General features: G+C 65.8%; 21 protein-coding genes and 1 tRNA gene. 4 read left to right on the top strand and 18 right to left on the bottom strand.

The window, feature by feature from the left end; genetic code table 11:
- Positions 1 to 40: 40 nt before the first annotated feature.
- From APAU_RS06415 to APAU_RS06390, 6 genes are all read right to left on the bottom strand, one after another.
- A complete protein-coding gene (locus APAU_RS06415) occupies positions 41 to 3166 on the bottom strand; it encodes a DEAD/DEAH box helicase (protein WP_006300913.1) in 3126 nt (1041 codons plus the stop codon).
- On the bottom strand, positions 3163 to 3777 hold the full coding sequence (gene pth, locus APAU_RS06410; protein ID WP_006300912.1) for an aminoacyl-tRNA hydrolase: 615 nt from the start codon (positions 3775 to 3777) through the stop codon (positions 3163 to 3165). Before pth ends, APAU_RS06415 begins: the two co-directional genes overlap by 4 nt.
- 11 nt (positions 3778 to 3788) lie before the next feature.
- On the bottom strand, positions 3789 to 4442 hold the full coding sequence (locus tag APAU_RS06405) for a 50S ribosomal protein L25 (RefSeq protein WP_006300911.1): 654 nt from the start codon (positions 4440 to 4442) through the stop codon (positions 3789 to 3791).
- Positions 4443 to 4469: 27 nt separating this feature from the next.
- Entirely contained in the window at positions 4470 to 5453 is a 984-nt protein-coding gene (locus APAU_RS06400; protein WP_006300910.1) for a ribose-phosphate diphosphokinase, read from the bottom strand.
- A complete protein-coding gene (glmU, locus tag APAU_RS06395) occupies positions 5438 to 6853 on the bottom strand; it encodes a bifunctional UDP-N-acetylglucosamine diphosphorylase/glucosamine-1-phosphate N-acetyltransferase GlmU (RefSeq protein WP_006300909.1) in 1416 nt (471 codons plus the stop codon). Before glmU ends, APAU_RS06400 begins: the two co-directional genes overlap by 16 nt.
- Positions 6854 to 6946: 93 nt before the next feature.
- Positions 6947 to 7020 (bottom strand) — tRNA-Gln (locus tag APAU_RS06390).
- 119 nt (positions 7021 to 7139) lie between these two features.
- On the opposite strand from APAU_RS06390, the gene APAU_RS06385 reads away from it, so the two are divergent.
- From APAU_RS06385 to APAU_RS06370, 4 genes are read left to right on the top strand one after another with little or no spacing between them, the layout of a single operon-like run.
- The gene (locus APAU_RS06385; protein WP_006300908.1) at positions 7140 to 7547 is read left to right on the top strand and encodes a Fur family transcriptional regulator; all 408 of its coding nucleotides are present in this window, start codon (positions 7140 to 7142) and stop codon (positions 7545 to 7547) included.
- A 55-nt stretch (positions 7548 to 7602) separates the two neighbouring features.
- A complete protein-coding gene (gene mrtS, locus APAU_RS06380; RefSeq protein ID WP_006300907.1) occupies positions 7603 to 8130 on the top strand; it encodes a Synerg-CTERM system glutamic-type intramembrane protease MrtS in 528 nt (175 codons plus the stop codon).
- A gap of 25 nt (positions 8131 to 8155) precedes the next feature.
- The gene (locus tag APAU_RS06375; RefSeq protein WP_006300906.1) at positions 8156 to 9016 is read left to right on the top strand and encodes a response regulator; all 861 of its coding nucleotides are present in this window, start codon (positions 8156 to 8158) and stop codon (positions 9014 to 9016) included.
- 2 nt (positions 9017 to 9018) lie between these two features.
- Positions 9019 to 10143 (top strand): hypothetical protein, encoded by a 1125-nt coding sequence (locus APAU_RS06370; RefSeq protein WP_006300905.1) that lies wholly within the window; start codon positions 9019 to 9021, stop codon positions 10141 to 10143.
- 91 nt (positions 10144 to 10234) lie between these two features.
- Here APAU_RS06370 and glmS read toward each other — a convergent pair whose 3' ends face one another.
- From glmS to dnaX, 12 genes are all read right to left on the bottom strand, one after another.
- Positions 10235 to 12061, bottom strand: coding sequence for a glutamine--fructose-6-phosphate transaminase (isomerizing) (gene glmS, locus APAU_RS06365; protein WP_006300904.1), 1827 nt, complete (start codon positions 12059 to 12061; stop codon positions 10235 to 10237).
- Between the two features lie 197 nt (positions 12062 to 12258).
- Positions 12259 to 13137 (bottom strand): UTP--glucose-1-phosphate uridylyltransferase, encoded by an 879-nt coding sequence (locus APAU_RS06360; protein ID WP_006300903.1) that lies wholly within the window; start codon positions 13135 to 13137, stop codon positions 12259 to 12261.
- A gap of 43 nt (positions 13138 to 13180) precedes the next feature.
- The gene (gene glmM / locus APAU_RS06355) at positions 13181 to 14527 is read right to left on the bottom strand and encodes a phosphoglucosamine mutase (RefSeq protein WP_269490076.1); all 1347 of its coding nucleotides are present in this window, start codon (positions 14525 to 14527) and stop codon (positions 13181 to 13183) included.
- A gap of 60 nt (positions 14528 to 14587) precedes the next feature.
- Complete coding sequence (locus APAU_RS06350; protein ID WP_006300901.1) at positions 14588 to 15829, bottom strand: CdaR family protein; 1242 nt, start codon at positions 15827 to 15829, stop codon at positions 14588 to 14590.
- Positions 15822 to 16655 (bottom strand): diadenylate cyclase CdaA, encoded by an 834-nt coding sequence (gene cdaA / locus APAU_RS06345; protein ID WP_006300900.1) that lies wholly within the window; start codon positions 16653 to 16655, stop codon positions 15822 to 15824. Before cdaA ends, APAU_RS06350 begins: the two co-directional genes overlap by 8 nt.
- A 20-nt stretch (positions 16656 to 16675) precedes the next feature.
- The gene (locus tag APAU_RS06340) at positions 16676 to 17740 is read right to left on the bottom strand and encodes an alanine racemase (protein ID WP_006300899.1); all 1065 of its coding nucleotides are present in this window, start codon (positions 17738 to 17740) and stop codon (positions 16676 to 16678) included.
- A 22-nt stretch (positions 17741 to 17762) separates the two neighbouring features.
- The gene (locus APAU_RS06335) at positions 17763 to 18602 is read right to left on the bottom strand and encodes a deoxyribonuclease IV (RefSeq protein ID WP_006300898.1); all 840 of its coding nucleotides are present in this window, start codon (positions 18600 to 18602) and stop codon (positions 17763 to 17765) included.
- Positions 18593 to 19096, bottom strand: coding sequence for an NUDIX hydrolase (locus APAU_RS13015; RefSeq protein WP_269490276.1), 504 nt, complete (start codon positions 19094 to 19096; stop codon positions 18593 to 18595). The genes APAU_RS06335 and APAU_RS13015 overlap by 10 nt, the downstream gene beginning before the upstream one ends.
- 110 nt (positions 19097 to 19206) lie before the next feature.
- Complete coding sequence (gene pyk / locus APAU_RS06325; protein ID WP_006300897.1) at positions 19207 to 20958, bottom strand: pyruvate kinase; 1752 nt, start codon at positions 20956 to 20958, stop codon at positions 19207 to 19209.
- Positions 20945 to 21172, bottom strand: a complete 228-nt coding sequence (mtrB, locus tag APAU_RS06320) for a trp RNA-binding attenuation protein MtrB (protein WP_232207692.1) — start codon at positions 21170 to 21172, stop codon at positions 20945 to 20947. Before mtrB ends, pyk begins: the two co-directional genes overlap by 14 nt.
- 77 nt (positions 21173 to 21249) lie before the next feature.
- On the bottom strand, positions 21250 to 24660 hold the full coding sequence (gene dnaE, locus APAU_RS06315; protein WP_006300895.1) for a DNA polymerase III subunit alpha: 3411 nt from the start codon (positions 24658 to 24660) through the stop codon (positions 21250 to 21252).
- The gene (gene dnaX / locus APAU_RS06310) at positions 24657 to 26513 is read right to left on the bottom strand and encodes a DNA polymerase III subunit gamma/tau (protein WP_006300894.1); all 1857 of its coding nucleotides are present in this window, start codon (positions 26511 to 26513) and stop codon (positions 24657 to 24659) included. Before dnaX ends, dnaE begins: the two co-directional genes overlap by 4 nt.
- Positions 26514 to 26548: the final 35 nt, after the last annotated feature.

Below are 26548 nucleotides of genomic sequence, written 5' to 3'. Positions count from 1 at the left end.
ATCGTCTGGTATTGTAGCAGAGGAAGCGTCCCTCAGGCCCTCAAACCTGCAGGGGTTCCCCGGGTCGCCGATTCTCCTCGAAGAAGGAGCAGAGGCTCGCCACTCCCTCCAGCCCCCCCGGACCCACCCAAACGTCCTTCTCCCGCAGCCACCCCTTGGGAGGATCGAGGGAAAGCCCCGGGAGGAGCCACGCCTCCATGCGGTGGGGGCCGATGCGGAAGCGTTCCCCCATGCCCCATCCCAGAACCCGCAGGCGAGTCCCCCCCAACAGCAGCCTGACCTCGTGGGGCGCCTTCCCGAAACGATCCGTCAGTTCCTCCTCCAGGGCAGCCGCCTCCTCGGGGGTTCGGACGCGGGACAGCCTTCGATAGAGACGGACGCGCAGCCTCTCCTCCTCCAGATAGGAGGGGGGGATGGATACGGGGAAACTCCACTCCACCAGGGGGAGGGCGAGGGATTCCCCCCGCAGAAGGCGGATCTGCTCCTCCAGAAGCTGGCAGTAGCGCTCGAAGCCGATGCGGGCGGCGTGTCCGTGCTGGAGCAGGCCCATGAGATCCCCTCCCCCTCGGATGGCCAGATCCCTCCGGGCAAGCTGGAGCCCCCCGCCCAGTTCGTCCAGCTCCGCGATGGCCTCCAGGCGGTCCCGAGCCTCCCGGGACAGCTCCGCCCTCTCCGGGTAGAGGAAAAAGGCGAAGGCCTGTTCCTCCCTCCGTCCCACCCGTCCCCGTAGCTGATGGAGCTGGGCCAGCCCCAGGTCGTGGGCGTCGTCCACCACCAGGGTGTTGGCCCGGGGCAGGTCCAGACCGCTTTCGATGATGGTGGTGCACAAAAGCAGGTCCGTCTTGCCCTCCACGAAACGCCCCATGACCTCCTCCAGTTCCCGTTCCTTCATGCGCCCGTGGGCCACCTCCAGGCGAAGGTTGGGGAAGAGCCTCCGAAGCCGGAGGGCCTGCTTGTGGATGCTCTGGATGCGGTTGTGCACCCAGAACACCTGCCCGCCTCGGGCCTTTTCCCGCAACACCGCCCCTCGCACCAGGCTCTCCGACCAGGGGGAGACCACGGTGAGCACGGGCCTGCGGTGGTGGGGCGGGGTGGCCAGGACGGAGAGGTCCCGGTACCCCCCCAGGGCCAGGTGCAGGGTCCGGGGGATGGGGGTGGCGGAGAGGAGAAGCACGTCCGCAGCGGGAAAGGCGGCGCGCCACTTTTCCTTGTGGAGGACCCCGAAGCGGTGCTCCTCGTCCACGATCAGAAGCCCCATGCGGGCGAACCGCACGTCCCCGCTCAGAAGCCGATGGGTGCCGATGACCACGTCCACCTTCCCCTCCGCCAGGGCCCCGAGCACTTCCTTCTGCTCCGCCTCGGTGCGAAAGCGAGAGAGGACCTCCACCCTAAGGGGGAAGGGAGACAGACGATCCCGGAAGGTCTGACCGTGCTGGTGGGCCAGAAGGGTGGTGGGGGTGATCAGGGCCACCTGTTTTCCCCCCATGGCGGCCTTGAAGGCCGCCCTCAGGGCCAGCTCCGTCTTCCCGAAGCCCACGTCCCCCACCAGCAGCCGGTCCATGGGAACAGGGCGCTCCATGTCCTCCCGGATCTCCTCCCAGGCCCGGATCTGATCCTCCGTTTCCCGGTAGGGGAAGGTATCCAGGAGCAGGGCCGTCTCCTCCCGCAAGGGGGGGAAGGGGAAGCCCTCGCTGATCTCCCGCCGGGCCTGGGCTTCCAGGAGCTTCTGGGCCGCCTCGGCGGCCCGCTTCTTCGCCTCCTCCAGGACCCGCTTCCAGTGCCCCCGCCGGAGGGAGTCCAGGGACACGTCCTCTCCCCCCACGCCGTCGTACCGGGTGAGCTTGGACTCCTGGTAGGAGGGCAACAGCAGCCGTTTGCTCTCCGCGAACTCCAGAATGAAGTACTCCTGGATCCCTCCGTGAAGGGGCATCCGCTCCGTACCCAGGAAGCGCCCCACCCCGTAGTCCTCGTGGAGAACCAACACCCCCGGGGTGAGGTCCTCCCCCCAATCGGAGGGAGGGGAAAAGGAGCCGGAGCGAGGCCGCACCTTCACTCCCGTCAGGTCCAGCTCCGAGAGGAACAGCACCCGCCGGTTCTCGTCCAGAAAGCCCTCCGAGAGGATCCGTTCCTCCACGGAGGCCCCCAGGTTCCGGGCCCACTCCCGGAAGAAGGTGGTCTGGCCGTAGTACCGGACCTCCACCCCCTCCCGCATCCGCTCCTGGAGGAAGGCCTCCGCCTCCCGAAGCTGCCCACGGAAGGGGGGAAGGGGGCGCAAGGGAATCCGCTCCCCCGATCCACCCACCTTCTCGGAGATCCGGTGGATCTCCCGGGAGGAGAAGCGAAGCAGGAATTCCGTCCAGGATTCCAAGGAATCCATGGCGGGGTCCTCCTCCCGAAGCTGCTCCCAGAGCCAGTGGGTGTTCTCCGCCGCCAGCTCCGCCTCCCCGGGTTCGAACAGGACGATCCGCAGGTCCTCCGGAAGGGGCAGCTCCCGGAACCCGAGGCATTCCTTTCCTCGGATCGCCCCCACATCCCGATACTCCACGGTGCGGACGCTCCGCTGGGTTTCCGGGTCGAAGAGGCGGAGGGACTCCACCCCTTCGTCGTCGAAGGCCACTCGGACGCCCACGGAGGAAGCAGGGGGGAGCAGGTCCAGCAGAGCCCCCCGAAGGGCATACTGCCCGGGCAGCCACACCAGATCCGTCCGCTGGTAGCCCTTGTCCACCAGCCAGGAAAGGAGGCTCCCCCGGACTCCGTCCTCCCCTCGGACGATCCGAAAGGTCCCGTCGGAAAAGGCAAAGGGCATGAGCATCCCCGATGCGGTGGCCGCCAGGGTTCCGCCCTCTCGAAGCCAGGCCCCTACCAGGTCCCCTCGGTGCACCAGAAGGGGCTTGCGCTCCTCCTGGTCCCCCTGAAGGGGGATCTCCGGGAGGGCGAAACATCGTCCTTCCGGGAACAGGGCCTCGAAGTCCGAAACGTAGTCCAACAGCTCCCGAGAGTTGGGAAGGATGGCCAGAACCCGTTCTCCCGGGAAGCCGCAGGCCCAGGCCCGGGCGGCTCCCCGGGCGGGGAGATGGCAGGGGGCCCCAAGGAGGTACCCCGTCGTCCCCTCCTCGAAAGGAGAGGAGGGCGAGGGGGAGGAAAGGCTTCCTATGGAGTCCTTCATGGGGTGGCGGGAAGGTTGCAGAAGGCCGGGTCGTTCACCCGGCTCATGGCCTGGGGAAAACCCAGGGTGAGCCACAGGCGGAAGGCCTCGTGGCACCGATCCAGAAGGGGGTCCCAGAGATCCCGTTCCCGGCGGCCGAAGGTTCCCAACACCCAGGGGGCCAGTTCCCTCTTGGGCCCCTCCGGGGCGTTCTGGGGCGGAGGCTCGCCGATGCCGATGCGAAGGCGCGGGACCTCCAGGGTCCCCAGGGCGCCCAGGATGGAGACCATGCCCTTTTGCCCCCCCGCACTCCCCTGCTCCCGCAGGCGAATCTTGCCGAAGGGCAGGGAGACGTCGTCGTAGACGACCAGGACGGAGGAAGGAGGCAGGTCAAAGTAACGCACCGCCTCGCGCACCGAAAGGCCGCTTCGGTTCATGTACGTCAGGGGTTTGAGAAAGGAGCAGCGCTCCCCTTCGTAGGGGAGCCCCTCCCAAAAGGACGCCTCGAAGCGGAGCTTGGGTTTCCCCGCTCCGAGGCGCTGCAGGATGCCGTCCAGAGCGATCCAGCCGGCGTTGTGTCGGGACCAGACATACTCCGGGCCTGGGTTGCCCAGGCCCACCACGAGCTTCATGGCTGCGGAGCCTAGGCCTCCCCTTCCTTCTTGGCCTTACCCTTGGCCACCACCTGGATCTCCTGCTCCTCCTCCGGAAGAGCCTCCTCCTCGGCGCCCTTGGGCGGGACCAGGGAGACCACCACGGAATCCGGATCCTGAACCCACGTGGCTCCCTGGGGCAGGGGGACGTCGGAGACCTTGATTTCCTTGTTCATGCCCAGACCCTGGACGTTCAGTCGGATCTGCTCGGGAATGTCCTGGGGAAGGACCTCCACCTCCAGCTCGTAGAGGAACTGTTCCAGCAGGCCACCCAGCTTGACCCCCGCGCAGGTGTCCCGGTTGTCCAGATGCACCGGAACCTTCACGCGGATCTTGTGATCCTTCACCAGCTGAAGAAAGTCGATGTGCAGGGGGCTGCGGGTGAGGGCGTGACGCTGGATCTCCCTCATCAGGGCCATCTCCTGGCGACCGTCTCCCAGGTCCAGCTCCAGGATGGTGGTTTCCCAGTGGGAACTCGAAACCACGGGCAGGACCTCTTTGTAGCCCACCACACCTTTCTTGCCTTCGGGAAACGCGGGGCCGTAAAGGACCGCAGGGATCAGGCCCTCCACCCGGAGCTTGCGGCACACTCCGGTTCCGGTTTCCTCTCGGGAACGAAACACCACTTTCGCACGATCTTGCATCGTTCTCGCCTCCTTGGGGCGTAGCTTTCAGCGTGTGGGACGCTGATGGAACAGGATACTTACCGAGTGGTCGGAATGGATCCTCCGGATCGCCTCGGCAAACAGGGGCGCGATGGACAGGACGGTGATCCGGTCGATGCGCTTGCTTTCCTTCATGGGGATGGTATCGGTGAAGACCAGTTCCTCGATGACGGAGTTCTGCACCCTCTCCACCGCAGGGCCGGAGAGCACCCCGTGGGTGGCGCAGGCGTAGACCTTCCCCGCCCCCTTCTCCCGGAGGGCCTCGGCGGCGTGCACCAGGGTTCCGGCGGTGTCCACGATGTCGTCCACCAGGATGGCGGTCTTGCCCTTGACGTCCCCGATGATCTCCATGACCTCGGAGAAGTTGGCTACATCGTGGGAGCGGCGCTTGTCCACGATGGCCAGGTCCGCGTTGATGTGCCCAGCGAAACTCCGGGCCCTCACGACGCCTCCGATGTCCGGAGACACCACCACCACCCTCCCCTCCTGGACGTCATCCCTCAGGGACTTGCGGAAGTAAGAGGCCAGCAGGGGGATCCCCGTCAGGTGATCCACGGGGATGTCGAAGAACCCCTGGATCTGTCCCGCGTGGAGGTCCGCCGCGATCATCCGGTGGGTCCCCGCCTTGCCCAGGAGGTTCGCCACCAGTTTCGCCGTGATGGGCTCCCGGGAGCGGGTCTTCCGATCCTGCCGGGCGTACCCGAAATAGGGGGTCACGACGTTGATGCGGTAGGCCGAGGCCCGCACCAACGCATCGATGATGATCAACAGTTCCATCAGGTTCTCGTTGACCGGTTCGCAGGTGGGTTGCACCACGTACACGTCCGCCCCCCGGACGCTCTCCTCGATGGAGACGCCGATCTCCCCGTCGGAGAACCGGAACAGCTTGGAGGCTGCCACGGGAACCCCCAGGTTCATGCAGATGCTCTCCGCGAACTGGGGATGGGAACTCCCCGAGAAAACCTTAATCTCCCTCAATCCTGCGGACATGTTTCTTGGCCTCCCTTTTCACCCCTCCGGGGACGGTCCCGCCACCCCTCCACGTTCCTCTGTCGCGTGCGCCCCACCCCCAAGGCACCGGGGGGGACGTCCCGAGTGATCACCGAACCCGCCGCAGTGGTGGCTCCGTCTCCCACCTCCACCGGGGCCACCAGCATGGTATCGCTTCCAATGAAGCAGCCGTCCCCCACCACCGTGGGGTTCTTGCGGACCCCGTCGTAGTTGCAGGTGATGGTTCCCGCTCCGATGTTGGAACCTCGGCCCACCGTGGCGTCTCCCAGGTAGGTGAGGTGAGGGACCTTGGATCCCTCCCCCACGGAGCTGCGCTTGATCTCCACGAACCGGCCCACGTGGACCCGGTCCGCCAGGACGGTCTCGTCCCGAAGGTAGGCGAAGGGGCCGACCTGGACCTCCGCTCCGAGGCAGCTGTGCTGAAGGCGCACCGGCCCCAGGAGGACGCTCCCGTGTCCCAAGGTGCTGTCCACCAGGACGGAAAAGCTCCCCACCCGGGAACCGGTTCCCACCTCCGAGGCCCCCCAGATCTGGACGTGGGGTTCCAGCCAGACGTCCGCGCCGAACCGGGCGCGAGGACCGATCCAGGTGCTGGAAGGGTCGACGCACTTGAGTCCCTGGCCCATCCATCGGAAGAGGATCCGCCGGCGGAGATGGTCCGTGGCCTCCGCAAGCTGGAAGGGGTCGTTGATGCCGAAGACCTCCACGTCGTCGTCCGCTTGGCGGACCCCCACCTTTTCGCCCTCCTGGGCCAGAAGGGACAGGACGTCGGTCAGGTAGTACTCCCCTTGGGCGTTCTCCCGGCCCAGGCGGGGGAGGACTGCGTCCAGAGCGGCGACGCGGAAGACGTAGATGCCGCTGTTGCACTCTCCCACGGCCTTCTGCTCCGCCGTGGCATCCCGTTCCTCCACGATGGAGACTCCTCGGACGCCTCGGAGGATGCGGCCGTAGCCCTTGGGATCTGGGGGGGTGAAGCTCAGGACGGTGCATCCGTTGTCCTCCCGAAGATGCTCCTCCAGGAGAAGCCGAAGGGTTTCCGGCCGAAGCAGGGGCGTATCCACCGGGAGGATCAGGAGATGCTCCAGCCCCTTCCACCAGCTCCGGCAGGACTGGACCGCATGTCCCGTTCCCAGCAGTTCCACCTGTTCCACTGGCACAGCCTCCGGATCCACGTTCGCCAACACCTGGCGCACCCGATCCGCCTGGTGTCCCACCACCACGGCCCGCCTCGCCAGTCCCAGCACCTGAAGGCTGGCCTGGGGGTAGAAAAGCAAGGGCTCCTCCAGAAGGGGTACGAGAGCTTTGGGGGTTTCGCTCTTCAGACGGGTCCCTTTGCCCGCAGCCAGGACCAGGGCCCCTACGGCGTCACCGAAATCCATGCAACCACCCTCTCCTCCCCGCCGTCCGGCCACCCCAGGGGCGCCAGACCACGGAAAATGGGGGGAGCCCTAGGGCTTCCCCCACAACGGACCTGGCTGGGGTGGATGGATTCGAACCATCGATGGCGGATCCAAAGTCCGCTGCCTTACCCCTTGGCTACACCCCAATCGGCAGCATTATAGGCATTTGTCGCCCCCCCAGCAACAGGGACGACGGAGACTCTGTACAAAGGGCTCGAAAGAGTCTAGGATCAATTCATTTCGATTTGCACCGGGAGGATCGATCATGTGGACCGTTGAGGATGGCATCCGCCGCCTGAAAGACCGGGGGGCAAAGATCACCGCGCAGAGGATCGCGATCCTGAAGAGGCTGGAGGGGAGGACGGACCACCCCTCGGCGGATCGGCTCTTTCAGGAGGTGAAGGAGGAGTTCCCCACCCTCTCCATCGCCACGATCTACAGCACCACCCAGATCCTGGCGGACGCGGGACTCCTGAAGGTCCTTTCCATCGACGAGAAGCGGGTCTACTTCGATCCGGGCACCCATCCCCATGGGCATTTCCTCTGCACCCGCTGCGGAAGGCTGCTGGACGTCGGCCTCCCGGAGGAGATGAAGCTCCAGGTGGAACTGGAGGGTGCTCAGGTGGATCGGTTAGAGTTCTTCCTTTACGGCGTTTGCCCTCGTTGCCTGTGATCGTGCCTTTTTCTCCCGCCCCCGTGCCCTTCCCCGCGGCGGCACAGTAGTTCCCGTGGAAAACTTCGCCAAGATCGGAGTGGCAGCCCTCTTCCTCTACGGTCCCCACCTCTGGTGTCACTGGCGGAAGGAGGATCCCGGCAGCTACGGGCTTCGCTGGACCTGGTCCCGCGGCGCTTCAAGGGACCTGACCCTCGCCCTGCTGGTCACCCTGATCCCTCTCACCTTCCTGGCGCTCCACTGGCCGGGGCAGACCCTGCCCCGACACCCCGATCTGGGGACGGTCTGGAGATGGGCCCTATCCGGGGCGACGGCGGCAATCATTGAGGAGACCTTCTACCGAGGCTGGATCCAGAGTCTTCTGCGACGCCGCCTCTCCCCTCTTTGCGCCGTGGCGCTGACGAGCCTGGTCTTCGCGGCCTCCCACCTGATCCTCTTCCCCTATCCCATCTTCCTGGCCACCTTCTTCCCCGGCCTGGTGATGGGGTGGCTTCGGGAACGCCACGGCTCCATCGCTCCCGGGACGCTGTATCATGGGCTAGGAAACCTCTGGGCGATCTGGTTCTTCCCCAGCCCTTTCTGAAGGGGTTTCCGCAAAGGAGGGCGTCATGACCGAACCCGTTCCCCAGGGGCTGTTGTCCCTGGTGTTTCCCGAGAACCGCTCCAAGGTCCGCATCGCCCTGGATTCCTTCGCCAAGGGAGCGGGTTTGGAGGCGGAGACCTTCCCGGATCTGACCTCCCTGGCAATGGTGCTGGAATCCCGGGAGAGGCTCGCGGTCCTCTTCTCCCTGAAGGACACGCCGCCCCAAGAGCTGGAACCCTTCCTCCAGGTGCTGCGAAACCTCCCCTACGGAGCCTCCTGTCGCGTCCTGGCCTTCGACGAGGAATGGGAGCAGATGCGGGTTCGACTCAAGGCCCGCATGGCAGGATGCGACGACGTCCTGTCCCTGCCCCCCTCCACCCCCCAACTGGAGAAGGCCCTGGGCTTTTCCTCTACTACGGGCCCCCTTCCCGAAGCCCCGGAGGGATCGGATCTCCCTACAACTCCTCCCGGGGCAGGGGGGACGGGAACGGAGGCGTCCCGTCAGCCGATCCTGATCGCCGACGATGCCCCGGTGATCCGGGTGGGGCTCAAGCACATCCTCAAAGAGATGGACCTGCCCGTGCTGGAGGCGGACAACGGAAACGAAGCCTATCGGCTGTCCCTGGCGACCCCTCCGAGGCTGCTCCTCACGGACCTGGTGATGCCGGGAATGGACGGCTTCTCCCTCATCAGCCGGTTTCGTGGAACCCCCAGCAACGCCAAGACCCCCATCATCGTGATCTCCAGCTACGGAGACCGGGCCCGCCTGGTCAAGGCGCTCCGCTCGGGAGCCAACGACTTCATCGTCAAACCCTTCCGCCCCGAGGTGGTGAAGGAAAAGATCCGCCGCCACCTGGGAGACGAAGGGACGGAACAGGAGGCATGACCGTGTCCTTTTCCCTGCGGCGTTACCCCTTCCCTCGGCCGGCTCTCGGGCTCCTTCCCTTCCTCATCGCGGCGTGGCTGTTCCCTCTGCCCGCCGCCTCCTGGGCCTCAGGCTGCACCTCCCAAGACCTTTTTGCCCTGGAAATCCCCCTGAACCTGGACGGGGTGGTCCAAGTCCACCTTCCCGACGGTTCCACGCGAGAGCTGGGCCGCGTGGTGGCCCTGCCTGAAAAGACCCGATGGCCCTCCTTCACCGCCACGCGCTGGGGGGTCCCCGGATCGGTGGCGGCCTCGGCGGTGAACGCCCTCCATCTCCTGGTGGACGTGGAGCAGGGCAAGGGGCGCACCCTGAGCCTGATCCCCCAGAAGACCGTGGCCCCCGCTGCGGGCCCCGGGGCCAGTGTGGTCCTGGACGCGGAAGCGGGCACGGGGGTTTTCGGCGCCTGGGCTCCCCCGGTAGGGAACCCCGTCCGGGTGCGCCGAGCTGACGGGGAAGAGGGCCCCCTCTCGGGCTCCCTGATCCCGCGCATGGGGGATACCCTCTGGATGCACGTCCGCCGGGAGGAGGTCCCCTACCTGGTGGACCTGGAAAACCGCCCGGGGGGGCGCGTCTACGCCTGGAGCCGCTCCCGGGGGGCGAAGCTGATCGGGCGGGTCCTGCGACCCGTCCGAGGAGTGGGGCGCTTCGAGGGAACCCTTTTCCAGGACCGGGGGCGCCTTCGGGCCAACCACCCGGGGGTCATCGACATCAGCACCTCCCCCCACGGGGTGGTGGGGGGGTTCCAGATCCTTCCCATGGATCACGGGAAATCCTCGGAGATGCAAGGGGCCTGGACCATGACCCAGTGGCTCGTGGTGGCGGCCCCGGACGGAAGCAGCCCCTTGGTGGGGACTCCGCCGCTCTTTTCCGGGGGGCTGGTGCCCGGTCCCGGGGAGGGGGAGGCCCTGTGGGACCTCTGGTCCACCTACGGCAGGCGCCCTCTGGTGCTCTGCCGGATCGACGGGGGCCCCTGGGAGAAGCTGCCAGAGGTTTCGGGAAGACAGGACCAGGCCTTGGCGAAACTCACCCACCTTCGGATCTATTTCCCCGTGATCGACGAACCCCTGGCACCCACCCCGACCCCCTGACGAGGCGTAGGAGGAAGGAAAGGACGAAAGAGAAGGGGGCGGGACCCGAGGTCCCGCCCCCTTCTCTTTGCCTTGTCCTGCCCGCTCTCCCTCACTCCACCGTGACGCTCTTGGCAAGGTTGCGGGGTTGGTCGATCTCCCGACCCCGGAACCGGGCCACGTGGTAGGCGAACTGCTGGAGGGGAATCACCGAAAGGAAGGGGGAAAACACCTCGTCGCTCCAGGGGATGCGCAGCACATCGTCCACGTGCCGGGTCACCAGGTCGTCCCCGTCGGTGGCTACCGCCACCAGGGGAGAGCGACGGGCCTTCGCCTCCTGGAGGTTGGAGAGGCTCTTTTCGTAGAGGCTGTCCCGAGGCATCACCGTCATGACGGGGACGTCCGGCTCCAGCAGGGCGATGGGGCCGTGCTTCATCTCCCCCGCCGCGTAGGCCTCCGCATGGACGTAGGAGATCTCCTTGAGCTTCAGCGCTCCCTCCAGGGCCACGGGGAAGGAGATCCCCCGCCCCAGGTAGAGGAAGTTGTCGTACTTGCTATACTTTTCGGCCACCCTTCGGACCTGCTCCTCCCGCTCCAGGGTGCGTTCCACCTGGTAGGGAAGCTGGATCAGGGCGGCGGCAAGCCGCTCCGCCTCCGCGGGGTTCAGGGTACCGCGATCCCACCCCAGCTTAAGAGCCAGGAGATAGAGGGTAGCCATCTGTCCCATGAAGGTCTTGGTGGCGGCCACGCCGATCTCCGGTCCCGCCTTGAGGAGGAGGCGGTCATGCACTTCCCGGGCCAGAGTGGCCCCTCGGACGTTGGTCACCGCCAGGCATCGGGCTCCCAGGGAGCGGACCTTCCTCTGCGCCGCCAGTGTATCGGCGGTCTCCCCGGACTGGGAGACGAAGACCGCCAGGGTCTGGGGGGTCACCCGGACCTGTCGGTAGCGGTACTCCGAGGCGATGTCCACCCTCACGTCCAGGTCCGTCCACTGTTCCAACACCCGTTCCGCCACCAGGGCGGCGTAGTAGGAGGTGCCGCAGGCCACCAGATGGACCTGTTTCAGGGAACGGACAAACTCACCGGACCAGTCCAGTTCCTCCGAAAGGTCCACCCCCTGTTCGGTAAGCCGTCCCTTCAGGGTGGAACGCAACACCGCCCCCTGCTCGTGGATTTCCTTGGCCATGTAGTGGGGGAAACCGTCCTTCTCGGCCATGGCCACATCCCAGTCCACCTGCACGGGCTTGCGGTCCACGGGATGCCCCTCCTGGTCCCAGATGCGGGCGGAACCCCGCCGGATTTCCGCGATCTCCCCCTCCTCCAGGTAGAGGACCTCCCGGGTGTAGGGCAGGAGGGCGGGGACATCGGAAGCACACAGCCCTTCCTGGTCGTTCACCCCCAGGACGAGGGGCGAGCCTCGGCGGACGCAGTAGAACCCGTCGGGGTCGTCGTGGCAGAGGATCACCAGGGCAAAGGACCCCCGCAGCCGCTTCTGCAGGTCCACCAGGGTGGTGAGCATGTCCCCCTGGTGGATCTGAGCCAAGAGCTGGACCACCACTTCCGAATCCGTCTGGGAGACAAAGGCCACTCCCCGGTTCTCCAAATCCTCCCGGAGATCCAGGTAGTTTTCCACGATGCCGTTGTGCACCAGGGCGAACCGGCCGCAGCCATCGCAGTGAGGATGGGCGTTGACCTCCGTCACCCCTCCGTGGGTCGCCCATCGGGTATGACCCACCCCCAGGTTCCCGCTCATCTGCCTCTCCTGCACGACCCGCGCCAGATCCGCCACCTTGCCCAGTTCCTTGACCACCTGGACACCCTCGGCGCCCCGGACGGCAAGCCCGGCAGAATCGTAGCCCCGGTACTCCAGCCGCCGAAGGCCATCCAACAACACGTCCGCGGCGTTCCGCGGACCCACGTAACCAACGATGCCGCACATGGAGGCATCCTCCTTTTCGACCAACCAGGGAAACGAAGCTCCGCCGCCTTTGTCCCCGGGATCGCTCCCGGGATTTGGAGCGGCGGTTGAGGGCGCGCTTCCACGCCCCGGGGCATCCGCCGAAACTCGATCCTCCCCGTCCTCGTCATCCGGCGAACCGGATCAGGCGCTTCCACGGGCGCAAGACAAAATCCCCGTCAGATCCCCAGCACCACCTCCTCCTGTCGGAGCACGTCCAGGATGAGCCTCCGCAGGGCCGGGTCCTTGAGGGCCAGGCTCACGGTGGCACGGAGCCAACCTTCCTTGGTGCCGCAATCCAGACGCTGCCCTTGGTAGACCAGCCCGAAAAGAGGTTCCTCCTGGAGCAGCGACTGGAGGGCGTCGGTAAGCTGGAATTCCCCTCCGGAACCGGGACCCAGGTTCTCCAGATGGGCAAAGACTTTTCGGGAGAGGACGTAGCGCCCCATGATGGCAAGGCGGCTGGGGGCATCCTCCTGCCGGGGTTTTTCCACCAGCCCCCGGATGCGGAACACGCCGCCCCCCAGATCCTCCGCGTCCACCACCCCGTAGCGGCAGGTCTCCTCCCAGGGAACCTGCTCCAGGGCCAGCACGGATCCTCCGCAGGATCGACGCACCGCGTCCAGCTGGGCCAACACGGGAGGACGGGCCACCATCACGTCGTCGGGCAGGATCACCCCGAAGTAGTCGCTGCTGCAGCAGGCCTGCCCGCAGAGCACCGCATGCCCCAGGCCCAGGGGTTCCGTCTGGCGGACGTAGGAGAAACGAGCCAGCTCGCTGATGGAGCGAACCAGCTCCGCCAGGTCGCCCTTGCCTCTCTCCAGAAGCAGAGATTCCAGGTCGTGGGAGCGGTCGAAGTAGTCCTCGATGGAACGTTTGCCCCGCCCGGTGACGAAGACGATGTCCCGGCAGCCCGAGGCAACCGCTTCCTCCACTCCGTAATGGATGAGGGGACGGTCAATGAGGGGGAGCATTTCCTTGGGCGTCTCCTTGGTGGCGGGGAGAAAGCGGGTTCCCAACCCCGCCACGGGAAACAGGCAATGCTGGAGATGGCTCAAAAGGAACTCTCCTTTCCGGTCTGCTGATTTCCCCGTAAGGAACCTAGCCCTTGATGGACTCTAGGACCTGGACGATCCGGTCCGTGACCCGTCCCATGAGGTCCACGTCCCTTGCCTCCACCAGAACCCGGATGAGGGGCTCCGTGCCGGAGGGGCGAAGGAGGAGGCGCCCTCGATCCTTCAGCTCCGCCTCCGCGTCCCCGAGGGTCTCCCGAAGCAGGGGGCTCTCCATGACGGCCTTGCGATCCCGGACCTTGACGTTGCACAGTTTTTGCGGATACCGGGCAAAACGGTCCCAGAGGGTATCCACGTCCTCCTCCAGTTCCCTGCAGGCCCGCAGGAAGAGGAGGGCAGTGCAGAGGCCGTCCCCCGTGCGGACCCAGTCGCGAAGGATCACGTGCCCGGACTGCTCTCCCCCCAGAAGGGAGCCCTCCCGGTGCATGGTCTCCAGGACGTAGCGGTCCCCCACGGGACATCGGAAAACCCGGATCCCCTCTCTTTGGAGCTTTTCCTCCAGGGCCAGGTTGCTCATCACCGTGGCTACCAGGCCGCTGCCCAGAATCCCCTGTCCGTGGAGCCACCGAGCCAGGACCCAGAGGATCACGTCCCCGTCCAGGACCCGACCCCGGGAATCGCACAGGAGGGTTCGGTCCGCATCGCCGTCAAAGGCCACCCCAAAGGGGACACGGGCGCGCAAGACCTCTTCGGAAAGGGCGGAAAGGTGCATGACCCCCACCCCCTCGTTGATGTTCAGACCGTTGGGGGCATCTCCGATCCAGCGAAGGGAGGAGGGACTCCCCGCAACCAGAGCCTTGGCGGGGACGCAGGCGGCTCCGTGGGCACAGTCGAACACTCCGGTCCAGCCGTCCCGAAGCCCTACGGGGTCGCACTCCCGAAGCCAGAGCACGTAACGATCCATCCCCCCCAAAAGGGGTTCCGTCTCGCCGATGGAAGCTCCGGTGGGACGCCAGTCGTCGAGCAGAGGGTCTCCCAGATAGTCCTCAATGGCCGCTTCGTCCTCGTCCCGAAGCTTGAAACCCGCCCCGTCGAAGAATTTGATGCCGTTGTACTCCGCGGGATTGTGAGAGGCGCTGATCACCGCTCCCCCGTCCGCTTCCCCTTCCTGGAGGAGATAGCTCACCCCGGGAGTGGGGATGATCCCCAGGGTCCGCACCTGAGCGCCCGCGGACACCATGCCGCTGGTCAGGGCCGCTTCCAGCATGGGGCCGGAACGCCTCGTGTCCCTGCCCAGGAGGATCCGGGGGCGAGGGATGCCCCGTTCGGCCAGGAAGAGGATGAACGCCCGGCCCAGCCGTAGGGCCATCTCGGGGGTCATCATGCCCCGGTTCGCCACGTCCCTCACCCCGTCGGTCCCGAACAAACAGCGCACGGCTTGGCTCTTTTTCACATCCACCGAATTCACCTCGATACGGTATCGTCCTGTGCTCGGTCAGGGCAGTTGCCCTTGAAGCTGCACCCGGGGAGGCTCCACCCGGAGGATTCTCAAGTCTTCCCGTCGATTCCGGACGAGAACTGGAAGGACGATGCGGGGCGTCACCACATTGCTCACATCGACATAGGCCTCCACCAACGGGTTTTCCTCGTCGACGTGCGCCAAGGCGGAAGGGGAACCCTCGAGAGTGACGCTCACCCGTTCCGGAGTGGGGACCCACTGACGAACGGGGCTTTCTCCCTCCACCCGGAGGAGGATGTTCGCCAAAGTCCTCTGGTTGACCTTCCGCTCCAGGGTGACGCGCACCTGGGCATGCTGCGCTCCGATTATAGCAACTTCCGGGAAGGGCGGTTTGATCGGCAGATCCAGCACCAGGTCTCCCTTGAGCCCCGTGATGTCCAACGGGTCCAGGACCAGCTCCTTCATCCCCTCCATGAGGGCGGGAGGTCCTTCCACCAACACCTGGTCGGGGCTGATGGAGACCCCCTCCACGTGGTAGTCCCGTTCCGGGGCCCCCACGATGGGGATGCGGAGGGGGCACCGAAGGGAGCGGCGATCCGCGGAGACCACCAGGGTCAGGCGGACCGAGCGCGGCTCCACCTCCACAGGACGGAGCAGCTTCCCCTTTGTCGCCCGGGTGACCAGGTCCACGTCGAAGGCCCGCTTCTTCGTTTTCAGGTCCTCCGCATGGACCACCACTCTGGCCAGGTCCACCGCCAGGACATCCCGTTCCGCCCCCCGGATGACCACCTCCTGGGGCACCACCCGGAAGGAGTGGATGCGGGCCCCTTCGGGAAAGTCCTCCCCCCGTTCCACCCGCACGGCAAGTCGGCGCTCCAGGTGTCGCTCCAAGGTGAGCTTCAAGGTCTTCGGAGAGAGGGAGACGGTGCGAACCCCCTTGGGGATGGGAACGCGGACGGGAAGTCGATGACTCCCCACGGAGAGTCCCTTGGCGTCCAGGGTGCACTGAGGGCGTTCTCTTTCTAGGTCCGCCAGGCTTTCCACATCTCCCAGGAATCGGGCCTCCACCCATTTTTCCTCCACGGAGAAGACCGTCCCTTCCGGGAGGTTCACCACCTCCACGGGCAGACGCAGGGTCCGATGTCCCTGGGCCTGATGGTCCCAGGCCACGAAGAACCAGACCAACAGGGCCACCCCCAGGGACAGAACCCGAAGGGACCAGCGGGAGGAGAGCCATTGATCCAAGGTCTTTCGGCCCCCGCGGCATTTCTTATTCACGGGAATCGGTCCTCTCCAAATCCACGTCTCCCTTGAGTTCCTCCCGGAAACGTTCCCACAGGGAGGATTCTTTTTCCCCTCCCCGGAAGTAGTGAAGGAGCAGGCGGCGGATCTGATCCTCGTTCAGGCCCCGGGAAAGGTGGCCGTTCACCGCCAGGGAGACCTCCCCGCGTTCCTCCGAGACCACCAGGGCCAGGGCATCGGAGATCTCCGTGACCCCCAGGGCAGCCCGATGGCGGGTGCCGTACCATCGGGAAAGGTCGCTCTTCTCCGTGAGGGGCAGGTAGCAGGACGCAGCGATGACCATCTCCCGATCTAGGATCACCGCCCCGTCATGGAGGGGGTTCCCGGGCCAGAAGAGGGACACCAGAAGCTCCTGGGAGAGGGCTGCCCGGAGGCTCACGGCGGAGCGCCAGACCTCCTTGAGCCCCGTGTTCTTCTGGAGGACCACCAGCGCTCCGATGCGATGCCCCTGGAGGTAGAGGAGCGCCCGCAACAGTTCCTCCGCCAGGCTCTCCGCCCGCTCCTGGATCTCCCGGACCCTCCATAGGTGCCCCCGCCCCAGCTCCTCCAGCACCCGGCGCAGTTCCGGCTGGAAGAGAATGGGGATGGCGATGAACAGGGCTCCTAGCAAGCGGCTCAAAAGCCACGTGAGGGCCTTCAGTTCCAGAAAATAGGCCACCACCGCCACGGCAGCCAGGACGAACAGCCCCTTGAGAAGCTGCATGGCCCTCGTGTCCACCACCAAAAGGAGAAGGCGGTAGACGATGAAGGCGATGATGAAGATGTCCAGAAAATCCTGCCAGCGGAGATCCGGGATGGGCAAGAGAAGGCGTCCCTGTCGGATCAGAGGACCCGCAGGTCCAGGTAGGGAGAGGTGGCGGCCGCCAACATGGCTCCGTAGTTGGGACGGAAGGAGAGCACGTCTCCCAGCTGCAAGGCGGGCACCTCCTCCACGTCGCAGACCAGATGATCGCTGGATCCGCCCAGAATTTCGACGCCCGACTCCAGGGGGGTCAACCCCTCCAGTCGCACGTCCTGCTTGCCCAGCGCCAGGATGGCCCTTCTGCGGTTGCCCCGATCCTCGAAGGACGGGACCGCCCCGAAGGCGTCCACCCCCACGGTTCCCCGGGGGACGGAGGGCTTGCGGCGAAGCTCCACCACCTGGGCCCGGATCTCCATGGTCTCCTGGTTCAGGTAGGGGATGGTGCGCATCCCCGTGGAGTCGGTCCCCAGCAGCAAAGCCTCTCCCACGCGAAGGTGGTTGATTCCCCGGGGAAGGGTCCCCTCCTCCAGCAGCTTCAAGGATAGGGTTGCCCCTCCGGAAACCAGGGGAGCCTCCAGCCCCGATGCTTCCCGGAAGCGTTCTGCCCCCTGGAGCAGTTCGGTGAGGTTCTCCGGGGTGGCCAGGATGCCCCCGAAGCACCCCAGGTTGGTGCCCAGTCCCTCCACGACCACGTGGCGCAGGGCGGCGCACCGCCGCCCCAGGGATTCCAGCTCCTCCGGGAGGACCCCTTCCCGCAGGTCTCCCACATCCACCATCACCACGGCGCGGAAGGTCCGCCCCCGGCTGCGACAGAGTTCCTCCAGGGCCTCCAGGGTCTCCCCCATGGAGACCAGGGCTCCGTCCGCCACCTCCACCAGCTCCTCCAATTCCTGCTCCATGGGGATGCGGATGAGATACAGGGGGGCGCGGATGCCTGCCTCCCGCAACCCCCGGAGGTTGCGCACCCGGCTGTCCGCCAGGGCGGTGCAGCCTCCCTCCAGGAAAAGACGCCCCACCTGGGGGTTCCCGCAGAGGCCCTTCGTCACCCCCCACAGATCCACTCCCGCAGCGCCGCAACGCCGGACCACCTCCCGGACGTTATGGAGGATCCGATCTCCGTGGACCATCAGTTCGGGCAACGCCATGACCAGGCTCCTTCCCCATTCCTCATTCCCGGCCCCGCCATTTGCGCAGCAGCGCCAGGTTCTCCTTCCCTCGATCCGCGGGAGTTTCCAAGATTGCCGGGACATCCGGAAACCGACGGTCCGAGACCACCAGGGAAAAAGGAAGCGTCCCCAGGGCACCGCTTCCCGGGTGGGCATGCCGATCCTTCCGGGAACCCTTGGGGTCCTTGGAATCGTTCAGATGCCAGCACCCCACGGCATCCAGCCCCAGCTCCCTCTCCACGGTTCCCACGAGACGCTCGTACCCCTCGGGGGTGCGAAGCTCGTACCCCGCCGCAAAGAGATGACACAGATCCAGGCACACCCCCACTCGACGCAGGTCCCCGGCGGAAGCGCAGAGAGACGTGCACTCCTCCAGGGTCGCTCCCAGGGAAGTGCCCTGTCCGGACATGGTTTCCAGGAGGATACGCACCCGGAGGGCCTCCGTCTGCTCCAGCACCTCTTCCAGGGAATGCAGAACCCGCTTCATCCCCTCCTGCCGGGTGAGCTGCCTGTGGAAGCCCGGATGAAGCACCACCCGATCGATCCCCAGGGCATCGCAACGCTGCAGCTCCTGGACGAGGGCGTCCACGCTCTTTCGGCGCACCGCCTCTTCCCCCGCCAGGTTGATGAGGTAGGAGGCATGGGACACCACCGTGGAGATTCCGCTCTCTCGCCAGGCCCGGTAAAACCGTTCGCACTCCCTTAAGGGGAGGGGAGAGGCGAACCACTGAAGCTGGTTCTTGGTGAAGATCTGAAGGGCCTCGCAGCCCATCTCCTGCCCTCGTTCAAACGCCCTCCACAGTCCCCCCTCAATGGACACGTGGGAGCCGATCAGAGCCACGGCACCGGAACCCCTTCCCCCGAGCAAAGCCGGGAAAGCCGCCACAGGAGCCTCCCCGTAAGTCCCCAAACCCGTTTCCCGCAGGGGAGGCGGTGCGTCGGCCCGACGTAGGAGATCTGTCTACCGGGAACCGTCTCCCAGGAAAACCCTGCTTTCAGGGGAGGGACCGCAAGCGGAACCAGGGTGACCACCTCCGCCCCATCGGGAGAAAAGCGCCCCCAGGCACCGGGGGACGCAGCCTCCGCCAACACGGGGACCACGCGGAAACGGGAAGTGAAGGTCCGTTCCTGTCCCCAGAGCCCCAGGGGGCGCCATTCCGTCGGGAGCAGCCCCACTTCCTCCCGGGCTTCCCGGAAAGCGGTCTGTCCGGGGGTCCGGTCTTCCGGGTCCCGAGCCCCCCCGGGAAAGGCGATCTGCCCCGGATGGCGGCGCAAGGAGGCGGAGCGCACCGTCAGGAGGGTGAAGAAACCTCCGCCTTCCCTCCACAGGGGGATCAGGACGGCTCCCCACCGACCCTCTCCGGAGACAGTGCGCGGCCAGGGTTCGTCGGGCCGCAGGGGGTCTTGAGCCAGAGCATGGGAGGAAACACGAAGGGGCTCCAGGGTCAGCGCAGCTTCACCCGCCCCTGGTAGACCACACCCCGGGTTCCGTCCACCGTCACCAGCATGCCGTCCTGGAGGAGCTTCATGCAGTCCCTTGCGCTGACCACGCAGGGAACCCCCAGCTCCAGGGCCACGATGGCCGCATGGCTGGTAAGTCCCCCCTCCTCGGTGATGATGGCCACGGCCTTCTTCATGGCCTGGACGTATTCCCGGTCGGTCTGCTCCACCACCAGCACGTCCCCGGGGCGCATCTTGGTCAGGGCCTCCTGGGCGTTTCGAGCTCGGCACACGAAACCCGAGGCCTCTCTCTTGATGAGGGACAGGCCCTTCACCAGGATCTGGCCGATGGTGTAGACCTGGACCATGTTGGTGGTCCCCGGGATGCCCACGGGCACCCCCGCGGTAATGACCACCAAGTCCCCTTCGGAGACGAAGCCCTCCTCCAGGGCCGCCGCCATGGCGGCTTCCACCGCCTCTTCCGCGTTGTTGGCCTCCTCCCGCATCACCGGGTACACCCCCCAGAGCAGGGCCAGCTCGCGCCAGGTGTTGCGCGACGGGGTGGCCGCCACGATGGGGCAGAGGGGGCGGTACTTGCTGACCATCCGGGCGGTGCTGCCGCTTCGGGTCAGGGAGATGACGGAAGCCGCCCGCATGTCCTCGGCAATGCTCATGGCGGCGTGGCTCACCGCGTCGGAGACGTTGTTGGCCACGGCGGGGGACTGGCAGGTCCTCTGCCAGAGGCGCATCTCCTGTTCCGCCCGGGTGACGATGCGGTTCATGGTCTCCACCGCCTGGACGGGATACTTCCCCTTGGCAGTCTCGCCGGAGAGCATCACCGCGTCCGCCCCGTCCAGCACCGCGTTGGCCACATCGTTGGCCTCCGCCCGGGTGGGGCGAGGGTTGCGGATCATGGAATCCAGCATCTGGGTGGCCACGATGACGGGCTTACCCTGGTTCCGGCAGACCTCGATGATGCGCTTCTGCACCAGGGGGACGTCCTCCGTAGGCATCTCCACCCCCAGGTCGCCCCGGGCCACCATCATGCCGTCCACCACCTGGGCGATCTCGTCCAGGTGCTGCACCGCCTGGCGGGTCTCGATCTTGGCGATGATCTTCATGGTGCCCCCCAGTTCTTCCAACACCCGGCGGACCTGCATGATGTCGTCCCGGGTGCGGACGAAGGAGACGGCGATGAAGTCCATGCCGTTTTCCACGCCCCAGCGGATGTCCTCGATGTCCTTGGAGGTGAGGGTGGGGACGGAAAGGGTGGCCTCGGGCACGTTGACTCCCTTGCGTTCCCCCAGCTCCCCCCCCACCAGGACCTTGCAGGTGATGCGGTCCTCGTAGACCCGTTCCACCCGAAGGTGGAGGCTGCCGTCGTCGATGAACACGTCCTGCCCCTCGGCGATTTCCCCCGGGAGGTTGGGGTAGCTGATGGAGACCCCCCGTTCGTCCCCGTCGATCTGGGGAACGATCAGGTCGAAGGTCTTGCCGGGCAGGAGGTTCACGGGAGCATGGCCCTTGAGCAGCCCCGTGCGGATCTCCGGCCCCTTGGTGTCCAGCAGGACCGCCAGGGGACGTCGGATCTCCTCCTCTACCCTCCGTACCAATTTGAGGTTCAGGGCGTGAGTCTCGTAATCCCCATGGCTGAAGTTCAGGCGGGCCACGTTCATCCCCGCCTCCGCCATGGTGCGAAGGACATCGTAGTCGCTGCAAGCGGGACCCAAGGTGCAGACGATCTTAACCCTTCTCATTTCGACCCCTCCCACTGAAGAGCATGCCGTGCTTCGTGTGGATCTCCGAGGCGCCGCGCACCTTGATGGCGGAGGTGTGTTCCGTGAACTGAGCGATCCATACCTCCCCGTCGTCCAACTTCTCCGTGTGGGCAAACTTCGTCTCCTGGCCTCGGGTCAGGCCGATGACCGTCACCCCGTTCTCCAGGGCCTTGACCACCACGTAGTCGCTCAAGACCGATGTTTTGGCTTCTTCGCCTTCCTTCACGAGCTTCCACCTCCTCGGGCCCTCACGGGAAGGGCTCCGGACCTCTAAGCTCCCACGCGCACCCGTCCGGGAAAGAGTTCCTCCAGACGGCTTCGCAGTGCGGGGGTGTCACATACCTTCAGGGATCGAGGGTGCAGGACCACGCGCGACCCCTGGTCCTCCACGTGCACCAGCAGCGGGGCGGAACCGGCGTGTCCCTTGAGTTCCCTGGCCAAGGCTCGGAAAAATCCCTCCTCCCCATCGACCTGCGTGATCTCCACGCGCACCCACGGGGACCGTTCCCGCCCCCATTCCTCGGAGGGTTGGATCTCCTCCAGGAGCAGGGAAAGGCGACCGTCGTTCTTGACGTTCCCCGAGAAAGTGTACGCCTTTCCCACTTGAAGCAGGGGCTTCACCTTCTGCCAGAGCTTGGGGAAACAGACCGTCTCCAGCTTGGTCTCCGTGTCCTCGAACTCCAGGATGCCCATGGGATCGCCCCGTTTAGTATAGCGTTCCTTTACACCCACCAACAAACCTCCCACCACGGGAGGAGTATCGCGAGACTGCCAGTGCTCCACCTCCGCAAGGGAGCAGGTGGTGTAGGGACGGACCCTCCCCTCAATCTGTTCAAAAGGGTGCCCGGAGATGTACAGTCCCAGGGCTTCCTTCTCGAAATCCAGCTTCTGCCGGACCTCGAAATCCTCACAGGGTTCCATGGGGGGGACATCGTCGGCCTCCTGCTCTTCCAGGAAGAGGCTCGTCTGGTTTCCCCGTTCCGCCCGCTTCTGTCCCATCTCCAGCAGCGTCGGGAGGTTTTCCAGAAGCTGACGCCGATTCGGCCAAAGGGCATCAAAGGCTCCAGCCTTGATGAGGTTCTCCACCACCCCTCGGTTCACGGCCCGCAGGTCCACCCGGATGAGGAAATCCCAGAAGGAAGCGAAGGGGCCCCCTTCCGACCGGGCCTTGAGGATGGAGTCCACCGCCGCCTCCCCCACCTTCCCCACGCCGGAAAGGCCGAAGCGGATCACCTTCCCCACGGCGGCGAAAGCGGCTTTGGACTCGTTCACGTCCGGGGGAAGGACGGGGAAGCCCAGGTCCCGAACCCCTCGGATGTAGCGACCCAGGATGTCCATGCGGGCCCCCACCATGCTGGAAAGGTACGCTGCCAGGAACTCCGCCCCGTAATGAGCCTTCAAGTAGGCGGTCTGGTAGCTGATGAGGGCGTAGGCGGCGCTGTGGGACTTGTTGAACCCGTACTCGGCGAACTTCTCGATGCTGTCGAAGATCTCCTCCGCCTTCACCGGGTCCACGCCCCGCTCCCGCGCTCCGTCCACGAACTTGGAACGCTGCTTCTCCATTACGTCGGCCTTCTTCTTGCCCATGGCCCGACGCAACAGGTCCGCTTCCCCCAGGGAGTACCCCGCCAGCTCTGCGGCGCACTGCATGACCTGCTCCTGGTAGAGGATGACCCCGTAGGTCTCCTTCAGGGCCTTCTCCAGACAGGGATGAGGATACTGGGTGACTGCCCGTCCGTGCTTGCGTTCGATGTAGTCCTCCACCATGCCGCTGCCCAAGGGGCCGGGGCGGTAAAGGGCCAGCACGGCGATGAGATCCTCGAAGCAGTCCGGTCGAAGCCGCCGAAGGAGGTCCTGCATGCCCGAGGATTCCAGCTGGAAGACCCCCAGGGTGTCTGCCCGCTGGAGCATGTCGAAGGTCTCCGGATCGTCCATGGGGATGGCCGAGAGGTCCAGGGGGGGCTTGTGGTTGGCCACGATGTTGGACAGGGTATCCTCCAGCACCGAAAGGGTCCGGAGCCCCAGAAAGTCCATCTTCACCAGGCCCAGGTGTTCGATGGGCTCCATGGAGTACTGGGTGACCACCTGGTTCTCCCCGATCCTGCGGACCGGCACCATCTCCACCAGGGGAACCGGGGTGATCACCACCCCGGCGGCGTGCTGGGAGCAGTGCCGTGCGATGCCCTCGATGTGGGAGGCCGTCTCGATGAGCTGACGGACCTGGAGGTCCTGGTCCGAAAGCTGCTTCAGATCCGGGGCCTTCTCCAGGGCTTCCCCCAGGGTCTTCACTCCTTCGGGGACCAGTTTGGCCACCCGGTCCACGTCGGAGTAGGGCATGGCCAGGGCTCGGCCCACGTCCCGGATGGCCGCCTTGCTCTTCATCCGGTCAAAGGTGATGATCTGGGAGACCCGATCGGCCCCGTACTTTTGGACGATGTAGGCCAGAACCTCATCCCTTCGTTTGTCGGAGATGTCCGTGTCGATATCAGGCATGCTGATCCGCTCGGGGTTCAGGAATCGCTCGAAAAGCAGATGGTAGCGGAGAGGGTCCAGCTCCGTGATGCCCAGGGCCCAGGCGACCAGCGAACCGGCGGCGGACCCTCGCCCCGGCCCCACGGGGATACCCTGTCCCTTGGCGGCGGTGATGATGTCCGCCACGATGCAGAAATAGCCGGGGAACCCCATCTGCCGGATGACCCCCAGCTCGTAGCGAAGACGTTCCCCGTAGGCCTCCGGGATTTCCTGGGTCCCCAGTCTTCGGGCCAACCCCTCCCAGGCCCGCTTCTCCAGAAAGGTCTCCAGGGTCTGCCCCTCGGGGATGGGGAACTCCGGCAGGAGGTACTTCCCCAGGGTGAGTTTCACGTTGCACCGATCCGCGATCTCCTGGGTGTTTCGAAGGGCGTCGGGCAGCTCCGCGCCGAAAAGGGACCACATCTCCTCGGGGCTTCGGAAATAGAAATCGTCTGCCCCGAACCGATAGCGGTCCGTGGTCTGGACGGTGCTTTGGGTCTGCACGCAGAGGAGCACGTCGTGCCAGGAGGCGTCGCTGCGCCGAAGATAGTGGGCGTCGTTGGTGGCCACCAGGGGGAAATCTTCGGACCGGGCCAAGCGAACCAGCTCCCGGTTCGCCAGGGCCTGTTCCCGGAGGGCGTTGTGCATGACCTCCAGATAGAACCGACCTTCTCCCAGAATGTCCCGGTAGAGAAAGGCTCGATCCCGGGCTGCCTCGTAGTCCCCCGAAAGGATCAGGGAGGGGATCTCCCCGGCAAGGCAGGCGGAGGAACCGATGAGCCCCTCGGCGTGGCGCGCAAGGAGGTGGTGGTCGATGCGAGGTTTGTAGTAGAAACCCTCCGTGTTGGCCAGGGAGACCAGCTTCACCAGGTTGCGGTACCCCGTCTCGTTCTCCGCCCACAGGACCAGATGGTGGTTTTTTCCCTTCCCTTCTCGGTTGTCGATGCCGCTGGGGTCCACGTAGACTTCGCACCCGAAGATGGGTTTGATGCCCGCCTTTTCACTCTTCTCAAAGAACTCCTCGCACCCGTACATGACCCCGTGGTCCGTCAGGGCCACGGCGTTCATGCCCATGCTCGAAGCGGTCTCCACCAGCTCGGTGCAGCGGATGGCCCCGTCCAGAAGGCTGTACTCGCTGTGCACGTGGAGATGGATAAACGGCTCGCTCATTCCCCCACCCCTCCGTCACCCGTGCCGGATTCTTCCTCCCTGGTTCCCTTTTGGATGAAGAGGACCTCCGCATCCAACCAGGAAATGGCCTCGTGGATCCACTCACCCTTCTCCGCAGGTTCCCCGCCTGGAGGTGCCTGGAATTCCCTTCCCAAGCCCTCCACCCGTGAAACCACGGAGTCGGGGGGGGTAAAGGAATCCCCCTCGGGAGAGCCGGGGGCACCTTCTCTCTCCGGAGGAGACGACGGGGGGGCCTCCTCCCCGGCAAGCCGCAGCTCCCCCCCAAAAAGGCTCTGAGCCCCCTCCCGAAGGATGCGGCGGGACTTGGGGCTGCGAAGGGTCTGGGAAAGGATCCGGTCCTCCTCCGGCACGACCAGCGCAAGGGACTCCCCCTCCCGGACGATCCGGGAGCGGAGAATCCCCGCCGCCAGGGGCAGGTCCCGCTGGGCCAGGTACAGCACCAGGGGATTCCATCCCGAGGGGTCGGAAACCCGCTGTTCCTCCTCGACCTCCCCGAGACCCGCCTTCTCTTCGTCCTCCTCCCTCACCCGAGGGACCGGACAGGAGGACTCCTCCACCGGAAGCGGAAAGACGGGAGGAGAGGGCGCAACCCCCGCCGTACCGGACCCGCGCTCGCCGCATGGTTCCTGCCGGAAAGGGGGGAGGGGCCGGGAAACGGGGGGAGGGGACGGGGCGTTTTCCCCACCGGAGGGCTCTGTGGGCTCCGGCACAATAGGGCCCCCCCTCGGGGCCCCTTCGGGGAGCTGCCGTGCCTCTCCCAGACGCTGAAAGAGTAGACCGGAGAACACGTCCGCCCGAAGCCCCTGCCGAGCCCGTGGGAAAAGGGAGGCGCACAGGGCCGCGCCCCTTTCCAGAGAGGACTCGGACCACTGGAGGGCCTCCTGGCGCAGGTACTCCGCCTCCTCTGGAGAAACCCCCAATCCGGGAAGGATGGCTTCCCCCCAGATCCGGAAAAAGAGAAGGTCTCGAAAGAGGAGGTAGAACCCTTCCAGAAGCCTCTCCAGGTTCGCCCCGCGCTGGGCCAGTCGGGAGAGGTGGGGAAAGGCCTGACCTGGCTCCTGCCGGAAGGCCTGGAGCCACCTCTCCAGATCCTCTCTTCCCGTACCCCCCAGGAGGCGACGCAGGGCGGCCACCGTAACAGCCTCGGGCTGAAGGGCCAGCACCTGTTCCAGGAGGGATAGGGCATCCCGAAGGGCTCCGTCGGACTGCCGGGCGATCTCCCAAAGGGCTTGGGGTTCCGCCTCCACTCCCTCCGCCCGGCAGACTTCGTGAAGCCGAGCCACCACGTCGTCGTTGGGGATTCGCTGGAAGGGCAGGTGGACGCATCGGGAACGGATGGTGACGGGCACCTTCTGGGGCTCCGTGGTGGCCAAGATGAAATAGACCCGGGACGGCGGCTCCTCCAGGGTTTTGAGGAGGGCGTTGAAGGCCGGTTCGGTGAGCATGTGGACCTCGTCGATGATGTAGACCTTGTGAGGGGACTGGAAAGGGGCCAGGGACACGTGGCTCTTGAGTTCCCGAATCTCCTCGATCCCCCGGTTCGACGCCCCGTCGATCTCCACCACGTCCATATGCTCTCCCGCCGCCAAGGCAAGGCAGCTCGGGCATTGCCCGCAGCTCTCTCCTCCCGGGGCGGGACTGGCGCAGTTCAACCGCTTGGCCACCAGACGGGCGGCGCTGGTCTTGCCGCAGCCCCGAGGCCCGGAGAACAGATAGGCATGACTGGCCCTACCCTCCTGCAGGGACCGAAGGAGGGCCTCCACTACCCCTTCCTGACCCACAATCTCGGAAAAACAGGAGGGACGATACCGCCGATACAGGGAGAGATACATAGATTCGCCTCCAAGGAGTGGATTCCCCAGGGCGA

The organism is Aminomonas paucivorans DSM 12260, from assembly GCF_000165795.1.
GTDB classification, from domain to species: Bacteria; Synergistota; Synergistia; order Synergistales; family Synergistaceae; genus Aminomonas; species Aminomonas paucivorans.
This window is presented reverse-complemented; position numbering and strand designations above follow the sequence as displayed.

Bases quoted from the DNA above. Each gene is read 5' to 3' on its own strand.
- APAU_RS06385 (WP_006300908.1), top strand. From the start codon at position 7,140: ATGTGGACCGTTGAGGATGGCATCCGCCGCCTGAAAGACCGGGGGGCA.
- APAU_RS06415 (WP_006300913.1), bottom strand. From the start codon at position 3,166: ATGAAGGACTCCATAGGAAGCCTTTCCTCCCCCTCGCCCTCCTCTCCT.
- dnaX (WP_006300894.1), bottom strand. From the start codon at position 26,513: ATGTATCTCTCCCTGTATCGGCGGTATCGTCCCTCCTGTTTTTCCGAG.
- glmS (WP_006300904.1), bottom strand. From the start codon at position 12,061: ATGTGCGGCATCGTTGGTTACGTGGGTCCGCGGAACGCCGCGGACGTG.
- APAU_RS06375 (WP_006300906.1), top strand. From the start codon at position 8,156: ATGACCGAACCCGTTCCCCAGGGGCTGTTGTCCCTGGTGTTTCCCGAG.
- pth (WP_006300912.1), bottom strand. From the start codon at position 3,777: ATGAAGCTCGTGGTGGGCCTGGGCAACCCAGGCCCGGAGTATGTCTGG.
- glmU (WP_006300909.1), bottom strand. From the start codon at position 6,853: ATGGATTTCGGTGACGCCGTAGGGGCCCTGGTCCTGGCTGCGGGCAAA.
- APAU_RS06400 (WP_006300910.1), bottom strand. From the start codon at position 5,453: ATGTCCGCAGGATTGAGGGAGATTAAGGTTTTCTCGGGGAGTTCCCAT.
- dnaE (WP_006300895.1), bottom strand. From the start codon at position 24,660: ATGAGCGAGCCGTTTATCCATCTCCACGTGCACAGCGAGTACAGCCTT.
- APAU_RS06405 (WP_006300911.1), bottom strand. From the start codon at position 4,442: ATGCAAGATCGTGCGAAAGTGGTGTTTCGTTCCCGAGAGGAAACCGGA.
- pyk (WP_006300897.1), bottom strand. From the start codon at position 20,958: ATGAGAAGGGTTAAGATCGTCTGCACCTTGGGTCCCGCTTGCAGCGAC.
- APAU_RS06340 (WP_006300899.1), bottom strand. From the start codon at position 17,740: ATGGCGTTGCCCGAACTGATGGTCCACGGAGATCGGATCCTCCATAAC.